This window comes from Acidobacteriota bacterium (genome assembly GCA_012517875.1).
Lineage (GTDB): Bacteria > Acidobacteriota > JAAYUB01 > JAAYUB01 > JAAYUB01 > JAAYUB01.
In genome coordinates, this window is record JAAYUB010000035.1 from 13,600 (window position 1) to 38,420 (window position 24,821).

Annotated in this window: 21 protein-coding genes; 18 read left to right on the forward strand and 3 right to left on the reverse strand. The window is 66.5% G+C overall.

The annotated features are described in order from the left end of the window. Window positions 1-123 precede the first annotated feature (123 nt). From GX414_05000 to GX414_05085, 18 genes are all read left to right on the forward strand, one after another. Window positions 124-453, forward strand: coding sequence for a phosphotyrosine protein phosphatase (locus GX414_05000; protein ID NLI46445.1), 330 nt, complete (start codon window positions 124-126; stop codon window positions 451-453). Window positions 454-625: 172 nt separating this feature from the next. Then, window positions 626-1,648: a hypothetical protein gene (locus GX414_05005; GenBank protein NLI46446.1), complete on the forward strand. Its 1,023-nt coding sequence runs from the start codon at window positions 626-628 to the stop codon at window positions 1,646-1,648. Between the two features lie 644 nt (window positions 1,649-2,292). Next, window positions 2,293-2,958 carry a molybdopterin-guanine dinucleotide biosynthesis protein B gene (gene mobB / locus GX414_05010; protein ID NLI46447.1) on the forward strand — a complete coding sequence of 222 codons (666 nt, stop codon included), beginning with the start codon at window positions 2,293-2,295 and terminating at the stop codon, window positions 2,956-2,958. 345 nt (window positions 2,959-3,303) lie between these two features. Further along, window positions 3,304-5,355 (forward strand): molybdopterin-dependent oxidoreductase, encoded by a 2,052-nt coding sequence (locus GX414_05015; GenBank protein ID NLI46448.1) that lies wholly within the window; start codon window positions 3,304-3,306, stop codon window positions 5,353-5,355. Then, window positions 5,352-6,737, forward strand: coding sequence for a dimethyl sulfoxide reductase anchor subunit (locus GX414_05020; GenBank protein ID NLI46449.1), 1,386 nt, complete (start codon window positions 5,352-5,354; stop codon window positions 6,735-6,737). Before GX414_05015 ends, GX414_05020 begins: the two co-directional genes overlap by 4 nt. A gap of 188 nt (window positions 6,738-6,925) precedes the next feature. Further along, the gene (locus tag GX414_05025) at window positions 6,926-8,239 is read left to right on the forward strand and encodes an MBL fold metallo-hydrolase (protein NLI46450.1); all 1,314 of its coding nucleotides are present in this window, start codon (window positions 6,926-6,928) and stop codon (window positions 8,237-8,239) included. After that, complete coding sequence (locus GX414_05030; GenBank protein NLI46451.1) at window positions 8,232-8,495, forward strand: hypothetical protein; 264 nt, start codon at window positions 8,232-8,234, stop codon at window positions 8,493-8,495. Before GX414_05025 ends, GX414_05030 begins: the two co-directional genes overlap by 8 nt. An 81-nt stretch (window positions 8,496-8,576) precedes the next feature. Then, the gene (locus GX414_05035; protein ID NLI46452.1) at window positions 8,577-9,209 is read left to right on the forward strand and encodes a DJ-1/PfpI family protein; all 633 of its coding nucleotides are present in this window, start codon (window positions 8,577-8,579) and stop codon (window positions 9,207-9,209) included. After that, window positions 9,206-10,384: a methyltransferase domain-containing protein gene (locus GX414_05040; protein NLI46453.1), complete on the forward strand. Its 1,179-nt coding sequence runs from the start codon at window positions 9,206-9,208 to the stop codon at window positions 10,382-10,384. Before GX414_05035 ends, GX414_05040 begins: the two co-directional genes overlap by 4 nt. Further along, window positions 10,381-12,042, forward strand: coding sequence for a hypothetical protein (locus GX414_05045; protein NLI46454.1), 1,662 nt, complete (start codon window positions 10,381-10,383; stop codon window positions 12,040-12,042). Before GX414_05040 ends, GX414_05045 begins: the two co-directional genes overlap by 4 nt. Then, window positions 12,042-13,400, forward strand: coding sequence for a hypothetical protein (locus GX414_05050; GenBank protein NLI46455.1), 1,359 nt, complete (start codon window positions 12,042-12,044; stop codon window positions 13,398-13,400). The genes GX414_05045 and GX414_05050 overlap by 1 nt, the downstream gene beginning before the upstream one ends. Before the next feature lie 63 nt (window positions 13,401-13,463). Beyond that, window positions 13,464-16,118 carry a hypothetical protein gene (locus GX414_05055; protein NLI46456.1) on the forward strand — a complete coding sequence of 885 codons (2,655 nt, stop codon included), beginning with the start codon at window positions 13,464-13,466 and terminating at the stop codon, window positions 16,116-16,118. A 15-nt stretch (window positions 16,119-16,133) separates the two neighbouring features. Continuing rightward, window positions 16,134-17,489, forward strand: a complete 1,356-nt coding sequence (locus GX414_05060) for a SnoaL-like domain-containing protein (GenBank protein NLI46457.1) — start codon at window positions 16,134-16,136, stop codon at window positions 17,487-17,489. A gap of 19 nt (window positions 17,490-17,508) precedes the next feature. After that, a complete protein-coding gene (locus GX414_05065) occupies window positions 17,509-18,438 on the forward strand; it encodes a hypothetical protein (GenBank protein NLI46458.1) in 930 nt (309 codons plus the stop codon). A gap of 57 nt (window positions 18,439-18,495) precedes the next feature. Continuing rightward, complete coding sequence (locus GX414_05070; protein ID NLI46459.1) at window positions 18,496-19,929, forward strand: MBL fold metallo-hydrolase; 1,434 nt, start codon at window positions 18,496-18,498, stop codon at window positions 19,927-19,929. 55 nt (window positions 19,930-19,984) lie between these two features. Next, window positions 19,985-20,470, forward strand: coding sequence for a nuclear transport factor 2 family protein (locus GX414_05075; protein NLI46460.1), 486 nt, complete (start codon window positions 19,985-19,987; stop codon window positions 20,468-20,470). Window positions 20,471-20,514: 44 nt separating this feature from the next. Then, window positions 20,515-21,357, forward strand: coding sequence for an alpha/beta hydrolase (locus GX414_05080; GenBank protein NLI46461.1), 843 nt, complete (start codon window positions 20,515-20,517; stop codon window positions 21,355-21,357). 122 nt (window positions 21,358-21,479) lie between these two features. Continuing rightward, complete coding sequence (locus GX414_05085; protein ID NLI46462.1) at window positions 21,480-22,115, forward strand: hypothetical protein; 636 nt, start codon at window positions 21,480-21,482, stop codon at window positions 22,113-22,115. Between the two features lie 105 nt (window positions 22,116-22,220). Here the strand turns inward: GX414_05085 and GX414_05090 are convergent, their stop codons facing one another. From GX414_05090 to GX414_05100, 3 genes are all read right to left on the reverse strand, one after another. Further along, a complete protein-coding gene (locus GX414_05090) occupies window positions 22,221-22,769 on the reverse strand; it encodes a hypothetical protein (GenBank protein NLI46463.1) in 549 nt (182 codons plus the stop codon). Between the two features lie 222 nt (window positions 22,770-22,991). Next, on the reverse strand, window positions 22,992-23,480 hold the full coding sequence (locus GX414_05095) for a GreA/GreB family elongation factor (GenBank protein NLI46464.1): 489 nt from the start codon (window positions 23,478-23,480) through the stop codon (window positions 22,992-22,994). A 54-nt stretch (window positions 23,481-23,534) separates the two neighbouring features. Continuing rightward, window positions 23,535-24,698: an aminotransferase class V-fold PLP-dependent enzyme gene (locus GX414_05100; GenBank protein NLI46465.1), complete on the reverse strand. Its 1,164-nt coding sequence runs from the start codon at window positions 24,696-24,698 to the stop codon at window positions 23,535-23,537. Window positions 24,699-24,821: the final 123 nt, after the last annotated feature.

Sequence of the window (24,821 nt, forward strand, 5' to 3'; positions counted from 1 at the left end):
GACGCGCCGGGAGCCGTCACCGTGCTCGCCGGCCGCCTGGCCGAAACGTCCGCCGCGGCCACATCCGCACCGCCCGCCGGAGCCGCGGTCACCGGCGGCGCCCACCCCGTCCCGCGGCGGGTACTGTTCCTGTGCAGCCAGAACAAGCTGCGCAGCCCCACCGCCGAGCGAGTCTTCCGCGGCACACCGGGTCTGGATGTCCGCTCGGCGGGACTCGACGCCGACGCCGTGGTGCCGCTCACGCGGGAACTTCTCGAGTGGGCCGACCTGGTGCTGGTTATGGAAAAACGCCACCGCAACCTCATCCAGAAGCGGTTCAAGGACCTATACCGGACCCGGCGGATCGTCTGCCTCCACATCCCCGACGAGTTCGAATTCATGGACGAGGGCCTCGTCCGGCTGCTGCGCGAACGCGCCGGCCCGCTCATCAACCCGCCGCCCGGCCACTTCTAGCACTTTCCGTCACCGATTCGCAATATCGCCGGCGAACGGAAACCGGCAACTCGGCAGCATCCGAAACAATGGTGATGAATCTGAGAATGAGTCCGTCTATCGGCATAGAGCGCACGGTGACAAATGGCAATAAATCTGCATCTATGAGTGTTTCACAATTTAGGAGGGCACCATGATTCAGTTCACGCGCGTCACGCTGGTTGTGTTGGTTTGTCTGTTGACCGGTACGGCGGCCTGGGCGGAAGTCCAGGGCGACTGGACGACCTCGGCCACCCGATTGCGGGGCAAGAACGGCCAGCGGTTCACCTTCGTCTTTCCGGCCGGCGGTACGCTGGGCAGCGTCTGGGGCACCGATCTGTACACCGACGACTCGTCCATCGCCACCGCGGCGGTTCATGCCGGCCTGATCACCGCGGCCAAGGGCGGCACGGTGACCATCGAGATCCGCCCCGGCGCCGCCACCTACGCGGGGAGCACTCGGAACGGCGTCACCAGTTCCGGCTTCGGCTCCTTCGGCGGCAGCTTCGTCTTCGTCACCGGCGCGGCCGGCGGAAAGGCAAAGAGCACATTGGGGGACTGGCACACCTCCGCCACCTCGCTGCGGGGCATGAACGGACAGCGCTTCACGTATTTCTTCCCCGCCAACGGCACTCTCGGCAGTGTCTGGGGCACCGACCTGTACACCGACGACTCGTCCATCGCCACCGCGGCGGTCCATGCGGGATTGATCACCGCCGAAAAGGGCGGCACAGTGACATTCGAGATCCGCGCCGGCGCCTCCGCCTACAAGGGGAGCACCCGGAACGGCGTGACCAGCTCCGACTACGGCGCCTATGACGGCAGCTTTGCCTTCGTGTCCGGTTCGGCCCAGGAGAGCAAGGAGCTGATCAGTGACTGGAAGACCAGCGCCAGCGCACTGCGGGGCAAGCACGGCCAGCGCTACACGTTCGTATTTCCTGCCGGCGGCACGCTGGGCAGCGTCTGGGGCACCGACTTGTACACCGACGACTCGTCCATCGCCACGGCCGCCGTCCACGCCGGCCTGATCACCGCCGCCAAGGGCGGCACGGTGACCATCGAGATTCGCCCCGGCGCCGCCTCCTACACCGGCAGCACCCGAAACGGCGTGAAGAGCTCCAACTACGGCTCCTTCGGCGGCAGCTTCGTCTTCATCGTGCCGCCCCCCAAAAAGTAGTTCCGACCCCGTAGGCCGCATTCACCGAACGCGGCCTACGGCAGGATTCTTCAATACCTCGCGGCCTGGCGGTCGAACCGCGCATTCGATGAACGCGCGCCCGTTAAATTCGTCCGACCTTGCGGCCTCCGGCCGCGAGTGGCCGCGGCAGGATTCTGCCGCGCAAGCAGCGGAGGAGCGCAGTCCGGACCGGCAGGTCCGGGTGCGCGAAGTATCCGGAATATCCGTCAGCTCCGCAGGAGCGGGAGAAAGTGAGGTCCCAGCAGTCCCATAGCTGAATGTTCTTTGCTTGCCACATATTGAATCCATTGCCACGATCCCGTCACCGCTGCGCGGCCCCGCCCGCAACTCCATAATCCAAACGCCCGGGCCTGACGGCCCGGGCAATTTGCTGCGGCCATTGGCGCAGCCGGGCCGCGGGATCAACCAACAATCCCATGGATCTTGCGGAGTCATCGGGCCGCGTCCGGCGGACGCCACCGACGTCTGCCCGGCGAACTAACCGTTGACACGCTGCTCCCCTCCCTCGAAAATGGATCCGCTGCGGCTACCGGTACGCCCGCCAGAACCCAGCCCATCGCCGCCGCCACCTGAGGGTGGGGCCACCGGTCAGCGGCCGAATTTCATCCGTTGAGGATTGTGCCATGATCCCCATTCTCTCCGTAGTCGGCAAGTCCGACTCAGGCAAGACCACCCTGCTTGAAAAGCTCATTCCGGAACTCACCCGGCGCGGCTGGCGCGTGGCAACGGTGAAGCACGATTCCCACGGCTTCGAAGTGGACCACCCGGGCAAGGACAGCTACCGGCACAAGCAAGCCGGCGCCCACACCGCCATCATTGCCTCGCCGTGGCGGCTGGCGCTGATCCGGGACGTGGAGCGGGATCTGACGCTGGACGAGATCCGCGACCGGTTCATCCAGGACGTGGACCTGGTCCTGTCCGAAGGATACAAGAGCGACCGCCAGCCCAAGATCGAGGTGTTCCGGCCCGAGCAGCATGGTGAGCCCATCTGCAAGCGGAGCGACGGCCTGGTGGCCCTGGTCAGCGACACCGACGTCGACCTCGGCGTCCCCCGTTTCGGACTCGACGACGCCGCCGGACTGGCCGGGTTCATCGAGACGCGTTTCCTGGAGCAGCCGCGGCCCGGCCACGTCAGCGTGCGTGTGGACGGGCGGGCGGTGCCCATGAAATCATTCGTCCGTGATTTCATCGCCGGCGCTGTCCGCGGAATGCTGGGCGCACTGAAGGATTGCAACTCGAAGGGGACCATCGACGTGCATGTGGAGCGGGAGAAGGAGGAGGGTGAATAGGTGAATAGGTGAATAGGTGAATAGGTGAATAGGTGAATAGGTGAATAGGTGAGTGGGAATGAGGTGGATTTCATTGATCATTTTTTATTGATCAATGGTCATTGGGCGTTTCGGATTGTCGTGTCTGTTGGTTATTTATCGTTGCATATCTTTCATTGGCTATTTGGAAGCGATAAAAATTTGCCCGGGATGGGGGATCTGGAACTTCTGGGAGCCGGAGGCTGGGACTCAGCACACAGAACCAAGAACCGAGGTCCCAAGTCCGAATTCCGAGGTCCGATGATCGGTAACGAGCCTCGAGTCTCGATGACGATTACGAGTACGATCACGAGCACGAGCTGAAAGATGGCGATTTACACGACGGCGTGCCCGCGGAACTGCTACAGCACCTGCAGCCTAAGGGTGGAGGTGCTGGATGGGCGCATCCGCCGCATCGAGCCCCACCCCGGCAACCGGGCCACCGCTGACGGCGTCTGCCTCAAGGGGCTGAGCTACCTGGAGCGGGTGTACTCGCCGGACCGCATTCTGACGCCGCTGCGCCGCACCGCCACCGGCGCCTTCGTGCCCATCCCGTGGGACGACGCGCTGGATCTCATCACGGACAAGCTGCAGCGTCTCCACGATGACCCCGGCCCCCAGAGCGTCCTCTACTACACCGGCAGCGGCACCAAGGGCCTGCTCAACGGCGTCGGCATGAGCTTCTGGCGTCGCTGGGGCGGCTGCACCACCACCTACGGCGATCTGTGCTGGCCCGCTGGTCTCGAGGCGACGCGGCTCACCCTGGGCGAGGTGAAGCACAATGCGCCGTGGGACCTGGCCAACGCGCGCCTCATCGTCATGTGGGGGAAGAACACCGCCGAGACCAACGTCCACCAGATGGCCCATGTGGACGCGGCGCTGGTCGCCGGCGCGCGCCTCGTGGTCATCGACCCCCGCCGCACCGAGACCGCCGAGCGGGCCGAGCTGCTCATCCAGCCGCGCCCCGGCACCGACGGGGCCCTGGCCCTGGGGGTCGCCCACCTGCTCATCCGCAACGGCTGGATCGACCGCCCCTTCATCGACGCCCACGTGCTCGGCTTCGACGCCTTCGCCGAGCGGGCCGCCCTGTGGCCGCCCGAGCGTGCGGCCGCGACGGCCGAGGTGCCCGTGGCCGCCGTCCACCGCCTGGCGGAGCTCATGGGCACGGTCCGTCCCGTGACGGTGTCGCCGGGCTTCGGCATGCAGCGCTACACCAACAGCGGCCAGACCATGCGGGCCATGCTGGCGCTGCTGGCCATCACCGGCCAGATCGGCCGCCCCGGCGCCGGCTGGATGTACGCCAACCTGCAGACCCAGATCTTCAGCCCGGTGAAGGATCCGCTCGACTTCTATCCCCCCGAGCAGCCCGACGGCGTGGTGCGGGTGAGCGTATCCACAGCACGTCTGGGCCCGGACATGCTGGCCCAGAACGATCCGCCGCTCCGGATGGCCTGGGTGGAACGCGGCAATCCCATCCCCCAGAACCCCGAGACCCACTCGGTGCTGAAGGCGTTCCGGGCCCTGGAGTTCCGGGTGGTGGTGGAGGAGTTTCTCACCGACACCGCCCGCGAGGCCGACCTGGTGCTGCCGGCCAAGACGCTGTTCGAGCAAACCGACGTCATCGGCGCCTACTGGCATCCGTACATTCAGCTCCGCCAGAAGCTCATCGAACCGCCGGGCGAGGTGAAGCCGGAGACGGAAGTTTATCGCCTGCTCGCCCATCGCCTCGGCTTCCCCGCCGAGGCGATCGCGGCGGAGATCCCCGGCCCCGCCGACGCCGACATCGAGCGATGGCTGGCGGGGCGTCTGGCGCCCTTCCCGGGGCTGACCCTGGAACGGCTGCGCGAGGGGCCGGTGCCGGCGCCCGGCACCGAAGAGGTGGCCTATGCCGATGGCCGTTTCGCGACGCCGTCGGGGCGGATCGAGCTTTACTCCGAGGAGGCACGCACCCGCTGGGGGCTGGATCCGCTCCCCGACCACACCGAGCCGGCGGAGTCGCCCCGGCGCGCCGGATCCGAGCGGTCGCGCTATCCGCTCCAGTTCCTCACGCCCAACACCAAAAACCGAATTCACTCCCAGTTCAACAACCTGAACGTGATCCGTCAGTTCGGCGACCGGCCTCAGGCGTGGCTCAACCCCGCGGACGCCCGCGTCCGCGGCGTGGCCGACGGCGACCGGGTGCGCATCTTCAACGACCGCGGCGAGCTGCGGATCGAGGCCCGGCTCGACTTCAGCCTCCGTGCCGGCTGCGTGGTGGTGACCAACGGCTGGTGGCTGTCCCAGGGGGGCGCGGTGAATCTCACCTCCCGCGCCCGCGAGACAGACATGGGCTTCGGCGCCGCCTTCCACGACAACCTGGTGGAGGTGGAGCGGGCATGACGGAGCAGCGCGCCTTCCACGTAGACCTCAACCGCTGCACCGGCTGCGGCGCCTGCGTCATCGCCTGCGGCAACGAGAACGAGCTCCCGGCGGGCCGCGCCTGGCGGCAGGTGCACACCTTCAACGAGGCTCGCCACCCGGCGCTGCCGGTGGTGCACCTGTCGCTGGCGTGCAACCAGTGCGCCGACCCGGCCTGCCTGCGGCACTGCCCCGCGGCGGCCTACCGGAAGGATCCGGCCACCGGCGTGGTCACCATCGACGAGGCGCGCTGCATCGGCTGCACCTACTGCGCCTGGGCGTGCCCCTACGACGCGCCGCGTTACAACCCCGAGAAGCGCCTCATGGAGAAGTGCACCTTCTGCGCCGAGCGGCTGGCCGAAGGCCGGGAGCCGGCCTGCGTCGCCTGCTGTCCCACCGGCGCCCTGCAGCTGGACACCCTGACGCCCGCCGGCGACCCGGCTGCGCCCGGGTTCACCGCGGCCGGCCTGGGCCCGGCTATCCGCTTCACCCTGCCCCGCCGCAAATCGCCGCCCGAGCTCACCGCCCCGCCCGACCCGGCGGCGGTGGCCGCACTTTACCCGGGCGCGCTGCGCTGGCCCGCCGCGAAAATCACCCTGCGGAGCGAATGGCCGCTGGCGCTCTTCACCTGGACCGCCGTGGTGCTGGCGGCGCTTGCCGCCGCGTCGGCGGGCGACGCGCTGGCCGTGCCGCCGCTGCCGTTCCTGGCCGCCGGAGCGGCGGCCCTTCTCCTGAGTGCGTTCCACCTGGGACGCAAGGCGAGGGCCTGGCGGGCGGCGGCGAACTGGCGCACCTCGTGGCTGAGCCGCGAGATCGTCCTCTTCCCCCTGTTCCTGGCGCTGGCCGGCGCGCATCTCCTGCGGCCGGACCGGCCGCACCTCGGCTGGATCGCCGCCGTGGCGGGCTTCGCGGCGCTCATCGCCATCGACCGCGTCTACCAGGTGGCCATGCAGGTTGGGCCGCTGAATTTCTTGAGCGACCAGGCGCTGCTGACCGGGTTTTTCCTCACCGGCGTGCTGTACCGCGATCCGTGGCTCTATGTGCCCGCCGGAGGGCTGAAGCTGGCGCTGTACGCCTACCGGAAACTGCGACGGTGGGACGGATTCCGCCTCGGCTCGGCGGCGATGTCGGCGTTGCGTGTCGCCGTGGGCTTCGGGCTGCCGCTACCGGGGCTGTTGATGGGCGGCCCCGCAGGTTCGTTCCTCGCCACGGTGGCGGTGATCGCGGGGGAGTTCATCGACCGGTGCGAGTTCTACGGGGAGCTCGAGGTGATCACGCCGCGCCGCCAGCTCCGACTGGATCTCGACGCTGCGCTCGCAAACACCGAAGGTTCGTCTCGTCAAGACGTCAAGACGCAAAGATAACTCCATTGTGTTGCTTCTCCAGCCGTCCATGCCTGGCGGGCAGAAGCCGACGTGCGGATCCCTGTGTCCCCTGCTTGCGGCTTCGTCATTGTAATAGTCCGTTTTGTCCCTGAAAAGGCCCGCTCCGTGAGAAATCGAGCCCATCTCCTCGTAGAAGCGGTTACGAGCAGCCCATCAGGAGGAGACGCATGGACCGCCTGCCGCCATTCCGGAGCATCGCGCTGCTGATCGCACTGTCCGTGGCTGCCGTTCCCCTTCTGCGCGCAAACGCTCCGGGGCACCCGGCAGACAACACCGTAGCGCCGGCCGCACTGGCCGTCGCCACGTATGCCGGCTCCGAAGAGCAGGTCCGTTCGGTCCGGGCGCTGGTGCGCAGCCTCCGCGAGCGCGGCGGGGCGTATCGCGACAGCGTGGTGCATGTCGTCTTGACCGACCCGGACCGCGTCCCGGGTGACGCACTGCGGGGCGCCGGCGTGGAACTCGTGCCGCTGGCCCTGGAGCCGGCGGTGCTCGACTACCCCCTCGCCCTGAAGGCCTTCGCCGCGGCGGAGGTGGAACGGCGCGTCCGGGGAAAGGCGGCCACCCTCGCCTGGCTGGACCCCGGCGTGCTTATCCTGCAGCCTCCGGCGGCGCTGGACCTCGGCAACGCGGTCGATGCCACGGTACGGCCGGTGTCACTGGCGAACACCGTGGGCATCCCGCCGGGCGCACCACCGGACGCCTACTGGGCGCCCATTTACGCGGCCACCCACCTCGACTTCCGCGCGCTGCCGGCAGTCGAGACGGTGGTGGACGCGGTTCCGGTCCAGCCATACTACAACTGCGAAGTCTACGCCCTCAATCCAGAACTCGGGATCTGCGAAGAGTGGGGGCGAATATTAGCGGGTCTGTTGAACGACCCGACGTACCAGCAAGCTGCCTGCACCACTTTCCTCAAGCGGCTCTTCCTGCACCAGGCGGTGCTCAGCGCCGTGCTCCAGTCCCGGGTCGCCCCGGACCGCCTCCGGCCGCTCCCCCTGACCGCAGGTTACCCGTTCAACCAGCACGCGCAGCTCGCGCCCGAGCGGCGGGCGGCGTCTCTCGACGCCATTGCCGCAGTAATCTTTGACACCGCCTGGCAGCAGAAGCCGGACTGGCTGGGCACCATCCCTGTAAGCGAGCTGCTCCGCACGTGGCTGTCCGACATCTACATCGAGTACCTGGGGCTGGCCGACGGCGTCTACCGGATCGAGGGCTCATGCAACGCCTATCTCGTCACCACGGCGGACGGCAGCCTCCTCATCGACCCGGCGGGCGCGGACGTGGCACCGGAGTACTTCCGGAGACTCCTGGCGCGACATCCGCTTCAGGCGATGCTGCTCACCCACGCCCACGAGGATCATGCGGCTAACGCCACGCGCCGCCGGGCACTCGAGGGGTTGAAGGCGGGCACGCACAACTACATCGAGCGTATCTGGCTCGACTACGGCATCCGCACCGTAAAGGAGAACGGCGGTGAATGACACGGAGCAATTTCGACACTACGGTCCCGTGACCGTGCTCTGTACGGCTCGAACCTACGGTCCCGCCCTCACTCTTCTGCGGCACTTGCACGCGGCGGGAGCGGTGGTCGTCGGGTCGCCGGCCGGGCGGACGGGCGGCGGCCCCGAACCCCTGCGGCGGTTCGAGGTGGACCATATCGAACCGTCCACCGACCGTCTGCATGCCCTGACGCCCGTCGACCGGGGTATGCAACCCTTTGCATTCAGCCTGCAGTGAGGCGCGCAATGCCCCGCTGAGGCGTCGAGACGCCATGAGACACGGTCGGCCTTTGGGGATGACACTGCCTGGAGGGAAAATATGCAACGACTCCTGCTGGCGAGCCTGATCCTGCTTGCCGCCGCGCGACCTTCCGCCGGCCAAACAGCGGCGCCCACCAACCGACCGGCGAAGACCATCACCGTCCTCGTCCTCTTGGGTGAGTGGTTCGGCGACACCTACTTCCCGCTGCGGGACGAGATCGCCCGGCGCGGCTGGACCATGCGGCGGGTGGGCGTCGATGCCGAGTACCGCGGCTGCTACCAGAAAGCGCGCGACGTCGTGCTCACGAGCGATATCCTCATCCCCGACCTGAAAGACTTCTCCGGCTATGACTGCCTCATCATCCCCAGCGGCCCGCAATTCCGGAAATTCAACACCAATCCGACCGTCCTCCAGTTCGTCCGCGATGCCTACGCAGCGGGGGTGCTCATCGCCGCGTTCTGCACCGGCAACCGGGTGGTCCAGGCCGCCGGGCTGCTGGACGGAGCCGATGTCACGGCGATTCACCCGGCCGTCGTCACCCGCTTCCGGCCGGGCATCATCCTCGGACCCCGCGGCGGCGGCCCGCCGCCCGGCGACGGCTTTGAGAGCGCCCCGGTGAAGGAGGTCCTCGACGCCGTCGCCCGGGAATTGGCGACAGCGGAAGCGACGGCAACCGGGAGCAAACCATGAATCGAATAGTCAGGAACTGCTTGTGGTGCTGGTTGCTGCTGACGGTCGTCCCGGCGGATTTCTCCCATCTCCACGCCGGCAAGAATTCCGGCGGAGGCCTTCAGGCCGCTTCGAATACCGACACATTGACGGAGCATCGGGAACAGATGGCCAACGAGTTCCAGCCGCCGGGACTGGTGATGGACCTCCTGGGCGTCCGGCCCGGGCTGGTCATCGGCGAGGTGGGCGCCGGCCGCGGCCGGGTCACGGTCCACCCGGCGGACCGGGTGGGCGACAAGGGAAAAGTTTACGCCAACGACATCAACGCCGCTTCACTCGAATACCTGCAGGCGCGTTGCCGGCGACTGGGCCTGGACAACGTGGAAACCATCCTCAGCCGGACCGACGATGCCTGCTTCCCCAAGGAAGGCCGGACGCTGACCCGCGAGTCCGTGGGCCGGGAGGCCCGGGAAGCCGGCTTCGTCCTGGACGCGGTGATCGAGGACAAGCTCAAAGAGGACAACATCTTCATTCTCCGCCCCGCCGTACCCGACGTCCCTGCGTCGAACGACTCCGCCAAGGTCCACTCCCTCGCCCCCGGCGCGCTGGAGCCCGAAAACGAGAACGAGGCCCGGCTCAACCGACTGCAGCCCCCGGACCGGGTGCTGGACGCCGTGGGCGTGGCGCCGGGCCAGGTGGTTGCCGAGATCGGCGCGGGGCGCGGGCGGTACGCGGTCCAGCTCGCCGCCCGGGTGGGCGTCGAGGGCCGCGTGTACGCCGAGGACATCGATTCCGATGCGCTCAAGTATCTGCGCTCCCGGTGCGAACGCTGGAACATCCGGAATGTCGAGACCGTCCTGGGCGAAGTGAACAACCCGAAACTCCCCCCGGATTCGCTGGATCTTATTTTCATCATTTCATCCTTCCATCACTTCGACGATCCCGTCCCCCTCATACGCAACGCCCGCAAGGCGTTGAAGCATTCGGGGAAATTGGCCCTCGTGGAGTGGGCGCCGCGTCCGGACCGCGAGTACCTGACCCCCGAGCAGATGGCCGCAACGATGAAGCGGGCCGGCTTTGCGCTGGTGCGCACCGAGACGTTCCTGCTGTCCAACGGGCTGTACATCTACCTGTTCCGCCCGGACGGCGGCGATCACGACCCGGGACAGAAACCAACCCTGGAGAATGCCCGATGAGATTCGTCTTCGTTACCGTGCTGTCGCTCGGGATCGTGATGCTCGGCCTCGCTCAGGATCCGGACATCTTCGGGCTGGTCCGGGACGGACAGTTGGACCAGGTCGCGGCGCTGCTGGACGCGCACCCGCTGCTGGTCAACGCCACCGACCGCGCCGGCCGCACGCCGCTGTTCGCCGCCGTCTCGGCCGGCAACCGGGAGATGGCGCGCCTGCTCCTGGAGCGGGGCGCGCCGGTTCGGGCGGGCGACCACAACCTGCGCGCGCCGATCCATGCCGCCAACTGGCGCGGCGACCCGGCGATGGTCGACCTGCTGCTGGACCACGGCGCCGTGGTGGACACGCGGGCCATCGGCGCCGCCACGCCCCTGATCCATGCCTCCCTGAGCGACAATTTCGCGATGTGCCGCCACCTCATCGATCGCGGAGCCGACATAAACACACAATGCAATTCCCTGACCACGCCCCTGTATTTCGCCGTGCTCAACAACAACCGGGAGTATTGCGACTATCTCCTCCAGGCCGGGGCCGAGGTCGACGTGCCGGATTTTCTCGACCGGACGCCCCTGGCGATCGCCGTCCGGGACGGCAACTCCGCGCTCGTGCAATCCCTGATCGAGAACGGCTCGAATCCCTTCCGCAAGGACCGGCATCTCGGCCGGTCGTTGCTCCATCTTGCCGCCGTCGAAGGACATGCGGACGTCATCGAAATCCTGGTGCGGGCCGGTTTGAAGCCCGAAGCGAAAGACGACAGCGGCGCGACGGCCCTCGATTACGCCCGCCGCTACGGGCACGCCTCGGCTGCCCGGCTGCTTAGGGGACAGGAAGCGGACAGCAGCAGCCCTTCCAGCCGCGACGCCGACAGCGCCATCTCGCTGGCGGAACTTAAAGCGCGGGAAGCGGAGGTCATCAAGCTGCAGAACGGGAGCTGGGCGGTGAGCACCCGCAGCGCCCTTCTGGTCTTCGGCTACTCGGAAACCGGCGCCGCCCCTCCGGAACAATCCCTGGCCAATGGCCACCTGACGGCCGAATTCCTTGCCGCTATCGCCGGTCGGGGCCGCTGCGTCATCTACGTCGACAGGGACATCCATCCACCCGGACGTCCATTCTCCCTGGAAGGAACCAATCCGTTCTTTTCCTTCCAAAAAGACAACCCCGGGATCGCCTTCATCCTCAATCCGGCCCATGACCGCTTCTATGCCCGGTTTGAGCTGAAGCAGGCGTATTTCCCCCGGGCGGACGAATCATTGACCCTCAACGGGCTCACGGTCACGGTCCTCCCCTCTTACGGCGCTCATTCCGCCGCGGTGCTGGAAATCGACGGCTTGACGATCGTCTGGCTGACCGGCATCTGCGACAACTATCTTGTCCAGCGCCGCGACGCCGGCGTCATCGACCGATTGAAGGCCCGGGGCGTCCGGCCCGACATCCTGCTCCTCGGAACCCCTTCCGGCATCGGCCCGGAGTTCGCCCACGGCATTCGGGAAGCTTACCGGGAGACAGTCCGGTTCCAACCGAAAGCCGTTTTCGCCTTCGGCCACGAACCGCTGGAGCGGAAAGTCCGCCTCCAGCTTTCCCGGAAGCAGGCGGATCTCTCCGCCCTGCGCACGGCCGGCAACCCCGGCGACCGGTTCATCGTCCGCAATGAGGAGGCGCGCTGATGACGGCAAGATGGCCGCTCGCTTGTGTTGTCGTTCTCCTCTCGGCGGGCATGGTGGCCGGGAGCGCGCCGGATCGGGACGTTCCCGTCGCCGACGTCTTCCAGGTGATGGCGCTGGCGGACGACGGCCGGATGGACGCCCTCTGGCCGGGCTTCCGGACGCGGGACATCCCCGTGCTCGTCTTTGACGGGCGGGACACCTACCTGTTCCACGCCCCGAGCGCCCCCGAGGGGTTCGCTCCGGCGGCGCCGGACTCGGGCGTGTTCATCCACCCGGGCCGGCATCCGCTGGCGCGGGGGAATTCCGTGGCCCGGCTGGGCGAGGGCTGGGTGGCGACGAGCGTCCTCGCCGCCTCCTCGAAACGGACGGGCGAGACGTACGCGTTGAAGGACATGGCCGGCATCATCGTGCACGAGCAGTTCCACGTGTTCCAGCGGACGCGCCACCCGCGTTGGCGGCCCAACGACGGGGTGCTGCTCCGCTACCCGGCCGAGACGGCCGAGGCGCTGGCGCTGCGGCGCCTGGAGAAGGAGGCCTTCCGGCGGGCGGTAACCGCGGCGGAGCCGGCGGCCATGGCCGGGTGGACGCGGCAGGCGCTGCATCTCCGGCAGGAGCGGCTCGGCCCGCTCCCCGAGCCGTTCGTCACGTACGAACAGGAGCTGCAGCGCACCGAAGGGCTGTCGGACTACGTCGAGCGGATGGCCCGCCGGGTCGATCCGCTCGACGCGTCGAACATCACCGACGGCATCGCGCCGGCGGGCGTCCGCGATCTCGGCTACTGGGAGGGGCGCTGGATTGCCATGATTTTGGACGCGCTGCGACCGGACTGGAAGGCGCGCCTGGAAGCGGACGACCGCCTGTACCTGGAGGATCTGCTCGTCGCCGCTCTCAGCGAGAGGCCGGAGGCGTTCCGGGCCTTCAGCCGCGACGAGCAGGAAGCGTTCCGCGCCGCGGCCCGGGCGGACCTGGCCGCGTGGCAGGCGCGCAAGACGGATGAACTCGCCCGCCACGACGCGGCGCCCGGGTACCGCATCGAGATCCGGGCCGCCGCCCGGCCGCTCGCCATCCGTCTGTTCGAGCCGCTGGCTATGGAGATCCTGGCCGACGGCGGCGTGTACCACCGGCTGGTCTTCGTCGCCGGTACCGACGGGAGCAGCCTGCGGATCATGAATCATCCCAGCCTGACCTGGTTCGATGACTCGCTCCGGGTGGTGCGGGTGTGCGTCCACGGGCTGTCGCAGCCGCCGGAGATCCGCGAGGGCGAGAGACGGTTCGTCGTGCGGCAGGGGGACGTGTCCATCGAGTTGAGCTACGCCCGGCTCACCGTCGAGGGCGACCGGTTCATCGTCGAGATGTGAGGGCGGCCCGCCGGCGCCGGCCGGCCGCTGTTTGTTTGGAAGAACTGAGACAGGAGAAAACAGATGAGAGCATGGCGGACGATTTCGATAGTGACGGCACTCTTTTTCCTGACCATGACGGCGGCGCGTCCCCAGGAAATCTTCGACGCGGTCCGCGCGGGTGACGCAGCCGCGGTCCGGGCGCTCCTTGAGCAGTCCCCCGAAGCCCTCACCGCACGCGACGGCGGCGGCAACACGCCCCTGCACATCGCCGCCGCGACGGGGGACGTGGAACTGATCCTGGTCCTGATCGAGAAGGGCGCCCCGCTGGAACTTCAGAACGCCCGGATCAAGACGCCGCTGCACCTCGCCGCGATGAACGACCGGACCGAGGCCGTGGTCGCGCTCCTCCGGAAGGGCGCCGCGATCGAAGCGCGGGACGACTACCAGCGCACGGCCCTGATTCTCTGCGCGCGGGAGCGCGGGCAGGCGGCCACCGGCCGGGTGATCATCGAGGCCGGGGCCGACGTGAACGCCGTCGACAAGTTCGGCTCGAGCGCCCTCGGACTGGCGGCCTGGCGGGGCAAGCAGGAGTTCGTGGACCTGCTCCTTGGCCATGGCGCCCGGCTGCCGGAAGCCCCGGCGGAGCGGCGGCAGTTGATCGCGGAAGCCGCCTCTCACGGACTAACCAGACTGTTTCAACGCCTGGCCGGCTGGATTCCGGAACTGAAGGATGCGGCCGATGGCGTTGTCCTCCTGAACTCCGCGGCCTCGGGCGGTTCCGCCGAAATCGTCTCCGCCCTGCTGGCCAAGGGATGCGATCCCGCCCGGGCCGACCGCTTTGGCTGGACGCCGCTCCACTACGCCGCCCGGGACGGCCGGACCGAGGCCGCCCGGATGCTGATTCAGCGAGGCGCCCCCCTCGACGCCCGGACCCTCATGGGCCAGACGGCCTACAACGTCGCCCGCGAGCGGGAGATGGCCGCCACGGCGGCCCTGCTCGCGGAGCGGGGCGCCGACACCGCGGCGATCCGGTTCCCGGTCCTCGAAGGCGATTTCCTGGGCCAACCGCCGCCGAAAGACCAGGCTGAATTGTTCGGCTTGGGCATGATCTCGTCGATCTGGGGCCTCCACAGCACGGCGGTGTTCTCGCCGGACGGAAACGAAGTCTACTGGGCGCCCATGATGGCGTTCCCGGGGGAGATCTATTCCCGGGGTGGCCTCCAGATGATGAAGCGGGTGGACGGCCGGTGGACGGCTCCCGCCTGGGCGTCCTTCTCGGGGCCCCGCGGCGAGGACGACGTGCCGTTCTTCTCGGCGGACGGACGCCGGCTCTATTTCATTTCCCAGCGCCCGCTGCCGGGCGAGAGCCAGCCTGGGAGCGAGAAGATCTGGTTCACCGACCGGACCGCCGCCGGCTGGTCCGACCCCCAGCCGCTCGATCCGGCCGTCAACGCGCATCCCATGCACTGGCAGTTCTCCCTGGACTCGGCCGGGAACCTGTACTTCGCGGGACAGGGCACCGACAGCCACGGCCTGGACGACATCTATTTGGCCCGGTTTTCCGGCGGCGCGTATGAGCCGCCGGTCAACCTGGGAGCCCCCGTCAACTCGGCGGCCGGCGAGAATTCGCCCTTCATCGCCCCGGACGGGAGCTATCTCCTGTTTTCCCGGCAGTACGACATCTGGGCGAGCTTCCGCGACGCCGCCGGGACATGGTCCGAACCCGTCCGGCTGGGCCCCGAGATCAACAGCCCGTCCATCGAACTCTGTCCCATGGTCACGGCCGACGGCAAGTACATCTTCTTCCTGAGCCAGCGCGACGGCGCGAGCCACTCTTACTGGGTCCGCGCCGACATCATCGAAAAGGCCCGGCCGCGCCCGCCGGCGGCGGAGGCGGCCGGCGGCGATTACGCCGTGACGTTCTATTCCGGGCGGGACGGCAACAAGGAGGTCTACATTCTCCATCCCGGACAGAAGGAGCCCGTGAATCTGACCCGCCACCCGGCCCAGGACCTTTGCCCCGCCCCGTCCCCGGACGGCCGGCGGATCGCGTTCCTCAGCGACCGGGACGGCAACATGGAGATCTACAGCATGGCCGTCGACGGCAGCGACGTCCGCCGGCTCACCACCTCCCCCGATAAACTGGGGAATCCCGAGTTCACCCCCGATGGCGACAGCATCCTGTTCGTCCGGGATTTCGGGGAGCGCACCGAGATCTGGATCATGGCCGCCGACGGCGCCAATCCGCGCCGCCTGACAAACAACGCCGCCCGGGATGAGCGGCCGTTCATGTCGCCCGACGGATCGAAGATCGTCTTCATGTCCAACCGCGACGGCAACTACGAGATCTACACCATGGCGCCTGACGGCAGCGGCCAGACGCGCCTGACGAACACGCCGGAGTGGGAGATCTTCCCGGCCTGGTCCCCCGACGGCCGGCAGATCGCCTACTCCCAAAAGTTCCGGGCCGGCGGCCGCATGGAGGGCATGATCCGGGTGATGAACACCGACGGCTCGAACGACCGGGCGATCACGGCCGTCGCGACCCGGGACGAGAACGCCGTGTGGTCGCCCGACGGCCGCTTCATTCTGGTCCAGAGCGTCCGCGACGGCAATTTCGAAGTGTACCGGATCGATGCCGACGGCGGGCACCCGGTCCGCCTCACGGACAATCCGGCCTGGGACGGCTGGGCCGCGTTCGTGCCTGTTCAGAAAGCGAGACAAGAATCGCATTGAAAGCAGGGAGGACACATGAGACACCGCACCACCTGGATTGCAATTATTGTGACCGCCGTCCTCGCGGTGGGCTACCTGGCCGCCGCGGATGAACCCGCCGACCGCGCCGCGGTGCAACGCGCCATCGAGCAGTCCATCGGCTGGGCCATCGAGAAGGACTTCGATGCCATGTTCCGCCTGTGGGCCGACGACCTGTTCCACTTCTGGCTCTTCTCCGACAGCCAGGTGATCGGGCTCGACAATTTCAAGAAGCACGCGGAGCAGTGGCGCGACCCCGACTTCCGCGGCACCCGCTTCGAGTTCCGCGACCTGCGCATCGTGTTCTCGCGCTCCGGCGACGTGGCCTGGTACTCCTGCCGCCTCGACGACTGCGGCTCCTTCAAGGGGAAGGAGTTCTGCCTCAAGGACGTCTTCCAGACCGGGGTGCTGGAGAAGCGCGACGGCCGCTGGGTGCACGTCCTGATGCACGGCTCCTACCCGGTGGACAAAATTCCCGAAAACTTTGTCCGCCGGTTCTATCGCGACCTGTTCGAGAAGCCGGCGGCAACGGAAGCAAAGCCGCCCGGAGCGACACCGGAGGTGTTCGCGCCGGGCGTCGTCTCCCGGGACGGCATCCAGATGAAGCTGACCATGTCCGCCGACGGCGCCGAAATTCTCTACACTGAACGGGACCCGGCGACAAACGCCGTGTCGTTCCTCAGCCGGCGCCGGGCAGGAGATTCGTGGGGTGAACCGGTTGCCCTCCCATACGCGCGGGAGTACATGGACATCGAGCCCAGCCTGTCCACCGACGGCCGAAAGATCCTCTTCGTCTCCAACCGGCCCGCCGGCGGCGGGGGCGAACCGGGAAAATTTCCGGATGTCTGGATGGCGGAAAAGACGGGAGATCGATGGGGCTTCCCCGTCCGGCTGGGTCCGCCGGTCAACACCGCCGACCCCGCCGACATCGAGGCTCATCCGGCCTTCGGGCCGGACGGCGGGATCTATTTCATGCGGCAGAACGGCAACAGCCGCCGTCTCCTCCAGGCCGCGCGCCTCGGCGACGGGTTCGACGAACCGCGCTCCCTACCCCTGACGGACGATCTGTTCGCCGGCGGGTTCAGCGGGCCGTGCCTGTCTCCCGACGGCCGGATCCTGCTGATGCACTCGCGCCGGGATGGCGGCTTCGGGAACTGGGACCTCTACGTCGCGTTCAGGGACGAATCGGGCGGCTGGAGCAAGCTGATGAACCTCGGCCCTGTCGTCAACACCGACCAAGCCGAGTCCAGTCCCGCCTTCTCGCCGGACGGCCGGTCCATCTTCTTCACTCGGGATACGGACATCTACCGGGTTTCCGCGACAGTCATCGAAGCGCTGAGACCGAAGCAATAGCGAAAGAGATGATTGCAACATGAAAAAATTCGCAATCATTCTGTGCTTGCAGGTGATGGCATTGAGCCTGTCGGTACAGCCAGGCGAGGACCCAGAACAGATCGGCTCCTACCTGGGGCAGAAGCCGCCGGGAAGGACGCCGGAGGTTTTTGCGCCGGGGATTGTCTCCACCGGGGCGCACGAGTTCGCCGGCTCATTCACACCCGACGGCCGGGAGTACTACTTCACCCGCCGCGAGTCGCGGCAGAGTCCCACCCGCATCATGGTCACGCGATGCATCGACGGCACCTGGACGCCGCCCGAACCGGCCGCCTTCAACGCCACCGCGGCCGGGCCGAACGCCATGTCGTTCGAGCCCATGGTGACGCCCGACGGGAAACGGCTCTATTTCTCCTCGGACCGTCCCCTGACCGCCGGGAGCGGACCGGCGGGGCCACCTCAGTTGAATATCTGGTACGCGGAGCGCGCGGGCGACGGCTGGGCCGCGCCGCAGGACGCGGGCACGCCGTTCAACCCCATGCAGGTCATGTACGTTTCCACGGCTCGGTCGGGGACGATCTACACCACGGACATTTCCAAGGGACCCGCCGGAGCCGCCATCGCCGTCATGAAACCAACCGCGAGCGGCTACGGGGCCCCGCAGCGTCTGGGGCCGCCGGTCAACGGCGATACGCCGGGCATGTACCCATTCATCGCGCCCGACGAGTCGTACCTGATCTTTTCGCGCATGCGGCCGGGAGAAGCCATCGATCAGGTCCTGTTCGTATCCTATCGAAACGCGGACGGGAGCTGGGGGGAACCCCGGGCGCTGGACTTGGGGATGCGGGCGGGCACGCCGTGCGTGTCCCCCGACGGGAAGTACCTCTTCTTCAGCGGCGGCGAACGGGGGAAGAGTGACATTTACTGGGTCTCGGCCGAGATTCTCCGCGCGTCGGCTCAAACTCGCTGAGGACGAGCGCCGATTGGATACGTATCAATCGGATATGTCATTTATAGGAGGAAGACCATGTTGCACCGACTCATTGTTGTGGCGGCCCTGCTGACGGCTCTGGCGGGCCTGGCGGGCGCGGGCGGGACCGTCGAAGGGTTGCCCCTGCACGTGAAGCAGCTCGCCCCCGGCGTCGTCCGCGTGTGGGTGGGCGACCAGATCTCGTCCACCGCCGTCTGCGCGATCGCCACCCAGAAGGGGATCGTGGTGATCGACAGCACCGACATCCCGAAGTTCGACCAGGCGTTCCGCCAGGTCATCGCCAAGGAGCTCGGGCGCAGCGACTTCAAGTACCTCATCAACACCCACGGCCACGCCGATCACACCAACGGCAACGGCGTCTACGCCGACTGCCAGATCATCGCCCACGAGCGCGTCGTGGAGATGATGAAGGAGAACCAGGGCAACTTCGCCCGGCAAATCATCTGGCGCACCGAGGACATCCAGCGGCAGAAGGATCAGATCGCCTCGGGCAAGCTGACCCCGGAGCAGAAGACGGCCGCCGAGGAGCGGATCATCATCAACACGCTGTCCATCGAATTCCTGAAATTGAAGCCCGCACCCACCTTCCCCACCAAGACGTTCACCGACACGATGACTCTGGATTGCGGCGACGTCACCTTCGAGCTGTACCAGGCCGGCGGCACCCACACCAAGAGCGACATCTTCATTTTCGCCCGGCAGAAGGGGATCCTGTTCACCGGCGACATGATGTGCGACAAGTGGCTCACCGACACGCCCGGCTGTCTGGCCACCTTCGCCGTCCATTCGGGCGAAGTCGCGGATTACCCCGTGCTGGTTCGGAACTGGCAGGCGCTGCTCGACCGCGGCGGCGAGATCCAGATGTACGTCCCCGGCCACTGGAACGGCGAACTCAGCGCCGCGGGCTTCCGATCCCGCTTCGACTACCTGCAGGCCCTGCTGGCCGACGTGCCCGCCATGATCCAGGCGGGCAAAACGTTCGACCAGATGGTCGCGGAGTACACGCTCCAAGCCAAGTTTCCCCAACTAGTGGGCAGCCCCGGCATCAGCCCCAACGGGCAGCGGATCTCCATCGAGCATCTCTACCTGATCCACACCGGCAAGATCTCGGTGGGCCAAGCCCTGTGGGAAATGATTCGAGATGAGACCTTCGCCGCCGAATTCCCGCCGCTGCGCGCGAACGTTCTGAAAAACCAGAACAAATACTTCTTCTCCGAAGCCCAGCTCAACGCCATGGGATACGTCCTGCTCAACGAGCAGAAGAAATCCGCGGACGCCCTGCAGGTCTTCGAGTTCATGCGCGAGCTGTACCCCGAGTCGTGGAACGCCTACGACAGCCTGGCCGAGGGCGTTTACGCCACGGGCAACAAGCAGAAAGCGCTGAAACTGTATCAGAAATCCGTAGAGCTGAACCCTAGGAACGAGAACGGTGTGAAGTGGATCGCGAAGATCGAATCGGAATTGAAATAAGGTCCCAGCGACCGTCCCCGACCGTCGCTCGGGCGGGGACGGTCTGGAGTCAACCATGGCAAAAATCATTCGGATCGCGCTGCTGGCGCTCTGCGTCACGCTACCAGCGGCCGCGACGGATCCCATCGCCGCCGACCGCGAGGCGGACCGGGCCGAGATCGCTCGGGTGATCAGTTCGGTGATCGGCTGGGCCAAGGACAAGAACCTCGAGCTGTTTTACGGCTCCATCGCCAACGACGAGGACTACATCAGCGTGACCCCGGGCCGGCGGGTGATCAAGCGGTTCGAGGACGTCAAGGCGAACGCGCCGTTCTGGCTGAGCCCCGATTTTCAGTACGTCCGCCACGAGCTGAAAGACCTGGAGATCACGTTCGCCCGTTGCGGCGAGGTGGCCTGGTTCTACTGCGTGCTTGATGACATCAACACGTACAAGGGCGAGCCGGCCTCGTGGGAGAACACCCGCTGGACCGGCGTCGTGGAGAAGCGCGACGGCCGCTGGGTGGTGGTGTCGCAACACTTCTCATTTGCCAGTGACCGGTGAGACCCGCGGCCCAGTTTGACTGTCCGATAGCCAAGGAGTCCCGCATGAAGCGCATCAGCATTGTGTCTATGGTGCTATGGTTGATCGCCTGGGGCGGTGCATGCTGCGGTGCCGATGTCCAGCGGTTTGAAATGCGGTCCGAGACCGTCGGCGCCACCTACACCATCGAGGTGGTGCTCCCAGCCAGGGCGGCGGCGGGTGATGCCCGGTACCCGGTGGTGTATTGCCTGGACTGGTATATCCTTGGTGATTACCTCCAGTCGCTGCCCAAGCTTATGGACATGGGCCGGCTGACGGAACCGTTCGTCATGGTGGGCATTAGCCAGCCGGGAGGGATGCACGAGTGGGCCACGACACGCACCCGGGATTTCACGCCCGGCCGGCCCACGGACGACTATTCGAAGCAGAATACGTATCCCAGCGCCGTCGAGCTGGCGGGCGGAATGACGCGATTCTCCACTTTCCTAAAAAACGAACTCGTTCCTCGCATTGAGGCGTCTTTTCCAGCGGATCCCTCCCGGCGCTGCCTGATGGGATATTCGTTGGGCGGCCTGATGGGGACGTGCGTCCTGGCACAGGACCCGCAGCTTTTCCAATATTACCTGATTGGCAGCCCGTCGCTCTGGTATAACGATTTCGGGCTGGCCGTCGAATTGGACAAGCTGACGGCGGAAAAGCTCCGCGGAGTCCGGGGCGTCTATCTCTCCGTCGGCGACGCGGAATCGTGGGAAATGCTGAAAGGGTACGGACTGTTACGCGATGCTTTGATGAAACGAGATCTCCGTGAGCCCCAGCTGAAGGCCGAGATCATCCCGGATTCCGGGCATGTCGGCGGGATGCCCATTTCACTTTACAACGGACTCCGGTTCTTGTTCCGTCGGAAATGACCGGTTCCAAAGATCCTCTTTGCACCTCAGCCCCTCAGCGCCGCGGCGGTTTTCAGGTGTTGCCGTCCCCTGATCATGAAATTCTGTCGACCGGCTGTGCCAGACCTTGTATGATTGTAACTATGGAACATCGAACCTTCTGGCCCAGCGCCTTGTTCTGGGGGGCGGCGTGGGGGTTGGCGGAAGCCACCATCGGCTTCGGGCTGCACCTGGCGCCGGTGCCCGGCCTGGCCGGGGCGGTGCTTTTCCCCGTGGGCGCCTGGTGCATGGTGAGGGCGGCGCGCGGCACCGGCACACCGGCGGCCGCCCTGGCTCTCGGTCCCGTGGCCGCCGCGCTCAAGTTGATGGATCTCGCCCTGCCTGGCGCCGACCCGTTTGCCGTCGCCAATCCGGTGGCGGCCATCCTGCTCCAGTCGCTGGCGGTGGGGGCGGTCCTGCGGCTCTGGCCGATGGCGACGGGCCGGTTGGGCGCAATGATTGGTCTTACCGCCGCCATCGGCTGGCGCGCCGGTTACACGCTTCTGCTCGCCGCTGCCGCGTCGCTGGCGCCGCTGCGCGGCGTCCTGGACCACGGCGTCGCCGGCCTGTCGCGGTTCCTCCTGCTGGAGGGCGTCGTGAACGCGCTCCTCATCGGGCTGTTCATGGAATTGGACCGGCGTCTGTCCAGCCGTTGGCCGAGGCTTGCCGCGGCGCCCCACCCGGCTGCCGCCGTCGCGCTGACCGCACTGGCCGTCGCGGCCGGCCGTTTCCTTCCCTAGTCACTTCTGAGAGACGGAACCGGCTCTGATCCACGGGCGATCCGGTGGGGCTCCTGGCAGCGGCTGGTGGGTGTTGGTCGGCCGGATCGACCGGCCGACCATTAGTCAGTTGGTCTGGGTGATCTTGGGGATGATGGAATCGATCCAACCCATGGCGGTTTCCTTGGACCCGTAGAAAGAGTGGACATTGACGCCCACGAGGCCGTTGGGGCCCTTGCCAGCCCAACCGATGCTCCAAGTCACCAGGTCAGGTCCGCTCCCCCCTCCGATCCAGGGGGTGATGGATTTGCGGCATTTGAGGATGCCGCCCCGGTAGCGCTCCTTGCCGCACGGTTCGTCCCGCGTCGCCGAGCCCGGGAGTTGTCCACCCGGATCCTCAGGCTGGCTAGCGAGAATCTCCAGGATCTGATCGACCGCCGGATTGTTCTGCCACATGATCTCGAGTTGGATGCCCTGATCCAGGTGGGGCTTGGGGAAATTCTCGTTGGGCTTGGTGGCCTGGATGATCATGGTCCCACCGAGGTTTCGCTCGTCAACCAGTTTGAATCCGGCCGGCAAAACCTGCGCTGAGGGAGGCAATTGGGCCCAGGCCACGGTTGACAGCAGAGAGAACATCAGGCAATTCAGGAATAACGTCTTTCCATGGTTCTTCATACAACTCTCCTTTGGTGTCCCGTACTGATCCGGCGCTCGTAAATGACATCGGGTGGTCCGTTTATCGGTTCATCCCCGCCGCACGACTGTCAGTATGAATCTTATGGCAGGGGAGATCAAGTCCATCCGGACACCGTCCCGGGCGGCGAATCTTCGGGTTCAGCGGCACGGAATGGGCTCCTGCTCGAATTTGCGGAGCATCGGGAAGCACGGATCCGCTCCCTACACCACCGCCAGCAGGCGGAGTCGGCACGGGCCCGCCGGCAGGTCCACGGTGACCTCCGCTCCGGGTCGGCGGTCCAGGAGCGCGCGGCCCAACGGCGAGTCGGGACTCACCAGCTGGACGGACTGTCCCCCGGTGTCCACCGACACGCCCATTCCGCCGGGCACAAGGAAGTACAGCCCGGAGGCGAGCCCGCCCTCGGCGGCGATCTCGAGGAGCGACCCGGGCCGCGCTTTGCGCGCCGGCGACAGGTCCAGGTCGTCCAGCGCCCGCAGCAGCGCCTGGCACCGCTCCACCTGCTGCATCTGGGCCGTCACAAGGTAGGTCTGCTCGTTGAACACGGCGCGCTCGCCGCGGGTGCGGGTCCGCTCGTCTCCCACCAGCATCCCCTCGCGGGCGGTTTCGGCCGCCTGCCGCGACGTTTCAGCCATCGCGGCCAGTTCGCAGCGCAGGGTGGTGAGAATCTGTTCCTTGACGGTAATATCCACGGACGAACTCCCGGCCCGTCACCGGGTCGATGCGGCGGCGGTTGATCCGGCGCATCACTTGCGGCGCGAAGCGGCGATCTCGCCCACCGCCCGGACCGCGGCGTGGATGTGCGCCTCGGTGTTGAACGGCCCGATGCCGAAGCGGACGGCGCCGTGGATCTTGTCGGTGCCGATCTGCTCGTGCACCAACGGCGCGCAGTGCAGGCCGGTGCGGCAGGCGATGCCGTAGTCCACGTCGAGCATGGTGCCGGTGTCCATGGCCTCGAGGCCGTCCACGTTGAAGATCATGACGCTGATGTGGTTCTCCAGGTTGTCGGCGCAGTACAGGGTGACGCCGGGAATGTCGCGCAGGCCGTCGCGGAGCAGCCGGGTCAGATGCATCTCCTGCTCATGGATCTTTTCCACCCCCTGCTCCAGCACCCATTTGACACCGGCGTTCAGGCCGGCCACCCCCAGGCTGTTCATGGTGCCGTACTCCAGCCGGTAGGGATACTCGTCCAGGTGCGTCTTCACGGCGGAGCGCACGCCGGTGCCACCGGCGCGGGTGTGCCGGATTTCCACTCCCTCGCGGACGCACAGTCCGCCGATGCCCGTGGGCCCCAGCAGCGACTTGTGCCCGGTGAATGCCACCAGATCGATACACTGCGCCTCCATGTTGATGGGCACCTTGCCGGCGCTCTGGGAAGCGTCGATGAGGAACAGAATTCCCGCCTCGCGGCAGCGGCGGCCGATCGCGCCGATGGGCTGGACGGTGCCGATCACGTTGGAGGCATGGTTCACCGCCACCAGACGGGTGTTCTGCTTGAACCGGCGGGCGATCTCGTCGGGATCCACAAAACCCTGTGCGTCGAAGGGCACGTAGTCGAGATCGATGATCCCGTCCTTGAAGAGGTGATACAGCGGCCGCAGCACCGAATTGTGTTCCACGTTCGTCGTGATGGCATGATCACCGGGTTCCAGCACGCCGAAGATGGCCAGATTCAGGGCGTCGGTGGAGTTGTAGGTGAAGACCAACCGGTTGGGGTCGGTGCCGTGGAAGAAGTCGGACAGGAGTTTCCGGGTATCCTCCACCATGGAGCCGGCCTCCATGCACATGTCGTATCCGGACCGTCCTGGGTTCACACCGTAATTCCGGTAAAAGAAGTCCATGTACTGATACACCGACTCGGGCTTGGGGAACGAAGTGGCTCCGTTGTCCAAGTAGATGATCGCATCCATAAGCGTCCTGCCTTTTTTAAATATATTATAAAATTTTATAATAGTTTCATTTTTTGATCAACAAAAAAGTCGGCGAAAGCATTAAATAATATACGCGACCGAATGATTATGCCAAGCATCAAA